The 4,593-nt window shown below is 49.8% G+C and carries 3 protein-coding genes; 1 reads left to right on the top strand and 2 read right to left on the bottom strand.

Going from position 1 to position 4,593, the window contains the following annotated elements:
• Positions 1-2,653, top strand: a 2,653-nt coding sequence (locus RBT11_20525) for a sigma-54 dependent transcriptional regulator (GenBank protein MDX9789169.1), incomplete at its 5' end; no start/stop codon positions are given.
• Between the two features lie 26 nt (positions 2,654-2,679).
• On the opposite strand, the gene RBT11_20530 is transcribed toward RBT11_20525, so the two are convergent.
• Together RBT11_20530 and RBT11_20535 are read right to left on the bottom strand one after the other, a co-directional pair.
• Positions 2,680-3,954: an MFS transporter gene (locus RBT11_20530; protein ID MDX9789170.1), complete on the bottom strand. Its 1,275-nt coding sequence runs from the start codon at positions 3,952-3,954 to the stop codon at positions 2,680-2,682.
• 382 nt (positions 3,955-4,336) lie between these two features.
• The coding region (locus tag RBT11_20535) for a universal stress protein (GenBank protein ID MDX9789171.1) at positions 4,337-4,593 on the bottom strand (257 nt) is incomplete at its 5' end.

Consider the following 4,593-nt stretch of genomic DNA (forward strand, 5'->3'; position numbering starts at 1 on the left):
GCTGTGTTTCGCCAATGGGAAAGGCTTTGACAACATCCTGCCGATATTGGAAAAAGTACGTACTATTGCCGAGGCGCTGGGAGATAGGCGCTCGCTATCGCTGATCGATATGCATAGGGGGCTCTTCTTGTTCCTTTCCAACAGGTCCGCCGAGGCACTGAAGGCGCTTTCAGCCGGCAAGCAGGCCGTTGAAACGCTTGGCGACACCGACATTCTAAACCAAGCCGCTGCCTATATCGGCCTTTTTTTCTTTATTCAGGGCATGTATTTAAAAGCCATTCCCTATTTTGAAACGGCCGTGGAGCAAGCCCAGGCAGCCCGAAACGATTTCATCAACCCGTTTGCGCCGGTGTTTTTCAGCTTTGCCGTCCTGCCCTTTTCACAGTCCAATCGCGCATTCACCATACTGGATATTTTTCACCGAAAGGCGGAGCAAAAGGAACTCTCGGGGGCGGCCACCATACTAAGAGCGGTTCTCGGCTATGTGCTGTTGAGGCACAAAAAAGAAAAAGAAGCCCTTTTCCATCTGACCATTGCTCGAAAGTTGGCAACCGAACAAGGCAACACGCTGGCCCTTTATTGGGTCAACTTGTTTATGACCTATTATGAATTTTTCATCGGCAATCTCATGGCGGCCCGGAATCTTTTTATGAGCACCTTGAATGATTCGGGCAACGTTCATCTTGCCCCACCCTATGCCATGCTTTCCTGGATAATGGACATGCTTCTTGAGTTTGAGCGACAGAATATGCCGCCGATACCCAACTGCACTTTTGATATTGCGGCAAGGTTCATCCTGGAAGGACCTAGTATTCCGTCCAAAGGATGGCTCATGCGAATTTTTGCCAAACGCCTCGCGATACAAAAGGGTTCTGTCGATCAAATACAGACCTATCTCGGCGAGAGCATGAAATACCTGGAACAAACCGAATATAAAATTGAACTGGCAAAGACCCGAATCGAGATCGCCCGACAGGAGCTATCGAAAGGGAACCGGGATAAGGCCCAAGAGCATGCGCGCGAGGCATGGCGTTGCCTGCCCGCCTACGCGGAACACATTTTCCCGGACGAGCTTCAGCAGTTGATCGCGAACGTCTCCAAAGGACCGTTTTTGAAAAGTTTTCTTTCCCCGGAAATTGTCTTAAACCAATTTGCCGAGATCATGGAAAAGGTGGCGCCCGCCTCTGATATAAAAATGCTGCTTAGTCGCACGGTAACGTCCACCAATTGGTTTTTCAGCGCCGAGCGGGGGGGGCTTTTTTTATTTGAGGGGGATATTGAAGAAATTGATAAGGATAAACCGCAACTCCTGGGCGCCGTGAACCTGACCGAAATCGAAACTGCCTCGGAAAATTTCAAACCGCAGTTGAAACTGATAAAAGAGGCCACGCTCAAAGACAACCCGCTACTAAACAAAATATCAATGACCAACGCGCCGCCCTCCCTCTCCAAGATGGCTGCGGTGCTTTGTCTGCCCTTCAAACTGGAAGATGGCCGCCGGTGTGTCTTATACCATGACAACTCCGCCCTTGTGGACTGCTTTGATTTTCTGGATGATAAAACCTTAAGTCTTCTAAAAACTTATATAGAAGCGCTATTCCAGAGAATCTATAAATATTACCTGTCAACACTCAAGAAAAAAAGCCGATTACCCGAAGAGGTCATTGATCAGGAAATTCCCTCGGAAGAAAAAGTCATCGGTCACAGCGCTGCTTTCCGGGAGGTGCAAAAAACAGCCCGCCGCATCGCCAAAGCGGATTTTCCGATTCTGATTCAGGGCGAAACCGGCGTCGGCAAAGAAGTGATGGCCAGATGGGTCCATAAAAACAGCCCGCGTCAGAACGGACCCTTCGTCATCATCGATGCGACGACCATACCGGAAAACCTGATTGAAAGCGAAGTCTTCGGTCACGAAAAAGGCGCCTTCACCGGCGCGGACCGCCTGAAACCCGGACGCGTGGAACTCGCCGGCGACGGAACCCTTTTTCTGGATGAGGTAGGAGAGCTGCCGCTTTCCATTCAGGCAAAGCTGCTGCGCGTTCTGGAGGAAAAAACGTTTACCCGCGTCGGCGGCAGCCGGGTTCATCAGTGCGATTTTCGCTTGATTGCCGCCACCAATCGAAACCTTGCCAAAGAGGTGCAGGCCGGCCGCTTTCGTGAAGATCTCTTCTATCGCCTGAATGTGCTTCCGTTGCAGATTCCCCCGCTAAGGGAGAGAAAAGAAGACATTATTCTATTTGCGCGGCATTTTCTGGAAATTTCGTGTAAACGCCTGAAACGCCCTTCGCCCCCCATTACCCCCGCCGATGTTTCGGCTTTGCTCACATATCCCTGGCCGGGAAATATTCGGGAGCTGAAAAATATTATCGAAAGGGCGGCCCTGCTTTCAAGCGACAACGAGTTGGAGTTGCAACTGGTCGCCGTAACAAAACATCAATCAGTTCAAGCTTTTGAGGACATGCCGACGATGACCGATTTACAGCGCCGATATATCGCCCATGTATTGGCGGCAACCGGCGGGCGTATCAGCGGGCCGAACGGTGCCGCGGAAATTCTCGGCATGAAACGCACCACACTTTACTCTCGGATGAAAAAACTGGGGATGCCTTTGGATAACGAACATGGCGATAGCCTGTTTGCGGAATCTTCTTGAAAGATGTCACAGGCTATTACAGCCCCTTAGCGCTGGGGACTTATCTCACCGTTTTCATCCGTAATAATTAAGCGGCTGGCATATAAAAAAAACAGTCCGCCCAGAGGTAGCAAAAAAACGGCGCATTGTATCCCTATTCGCAAAGAATCCGTTCCAAACTCAGCACTCAACAGATCGCTGATGTATCCGATCAGGGCGGGGCATATTCCCAGACCGAAAAAATTCACCAATAAAATGACAATAGCCACCGTCATCGCCCGGATACTCGAATCCACCGAGTGGTGAATCAACGAAAAACAAGGCGCTACATGCGCAAAAATCAGAATGTACAGGCAGGTCACACACCCATAAAAAAGGGCAAGGTTTTTGGTCGTCACCGCCGTCAGGAAAAACGGAATCGCTGCAAAAGCAATGATGCCAGGCAGGTAAGCCAGCCAACGCGCATTACGTTTATAAAGTCTGTCTGATACGGGGCCGGACGCCAAGGTTCCAAAAATCCCCGCGATCATAGATATAATCCCCAATCCCAGGCCGATTTGACTGAAGCTCAATTCAAAGCTGCGATGAATAAAGGTGGGTAACCACACCACGATGATGGAATACATAAAGGATACACAGGCAATATGGCCCATGCAGGTTGCCCTGAAAAGTTTGTTGTGCAGGAGTAAGCTCGCGGTTTGTCTGATGGAAGGTTCCGCTTGGGCATTCCCCTGTTTTCCTTTTTTAGGACGAGGCGGTTCTTTCAACCACAATTTCGCCGCAGCCGCGATCAAAAGACCCGGAAGCCCTATGGCAATAAGGGTTACTCGCCAGCCATAGGCATCGGCCAACCATCCGCCGGCAAACATGGCCGCCGCCGAACCAAAGGGTTGCGCGACATGGTATATGGCCATCACTTTCGATCGGTCTTCGGGTTTATAGGTGTCCACCATTATGGAGTGAGCGCAAGGCGCACATCCCGCCTCACCGATACCAACCCCCATCCGCGCAAAAATCAACATGATGAAATTGACAGCCAAGCCGGAAAGCATCGTCATCACACTCCAAATAGTGAGGCAAATGGCGATCAGGTTGACTCGATTTTTTCGGTCCGCCAGATGCCCGATGGGAATCCCCATCAAGCCGTAAAAAAAGGCAAATGCCAGTCCGGACATCAGCGCCAGCTCCAAGTCGGAGAGTTTCAAATCTTGTTTGATCAGATCCAGCACCACATTAAGCGCATTTCTGTCCATGATACTGAACATATAGATAACGCTAAGCATCATCGCCGGGCCGTATTTGACTAATTTGGTTTCTTTCATGGGATAGAACTTCCGATTAAATTTCAATCATCATTCAACAACAACCTCAGAACGGCTTAAGCGAGTTGGCCGTCCTCCTATCTTTGATACCCATACATCATCATATCGACCGGCTCAAGGTTGAAAATATTTTTATCCAGCAAGCCCGGAATTAATGGCAAACGGCAGGATAGAGATATATGAAAACACCGCCCGGGATAGAAGCAGCGGAAGGCTGGCATTTAAACGATGGCTTACTTGGCGCCCATCCGGGAATCGCTCACTTTTACGGGTTGTAGCATTAGACGAAAATTTTAACCTTTGGAATACCCGATGTATGCCTATGGTTAAAATTTTCGCCTTCCTTAAACTCGAAAAAAATTATCCTGTAACCGGAAAATCACTATCTAACACAAAGCACGGGGCAATGCGCCTTGATAACGATGTATTGGGCGTTGGAGCCAAAAAGCAGTTTATCCAGCTTCGAGCGTCGCCGAATGCCGATGACGATCATATCGATGTGGTTTTCCCGAGCGAACTCGACCATGTCCACTCCGGGCGTATTGCCGCGAATAATGAGTTTTGTCTCGCAGGAGATGCCCGCGTCTTTAAACACCTGCGCCGCAAAATTCATGTCCTCGTTGGCCTGCGCCAATTCCG

This window comes from Desulfobacterales bacterium, assembly GCA_034003325.1.
GTDB lineage: Bacteria > Desulfobacterota > Desulfobacteria > Desulfobacterales > JAFDDL01 > JAVEYW01.

Bases quoted from the DNA above. Each gene is read 5' to 3' on its own strand.
- RBT11_20530 (MDX9789170.1), bottom strand. From the start codon at position 3,954: ATGAAAGAAACCAAATTAGTCAAATACGGCCCGGCGATGATGCTTAGC.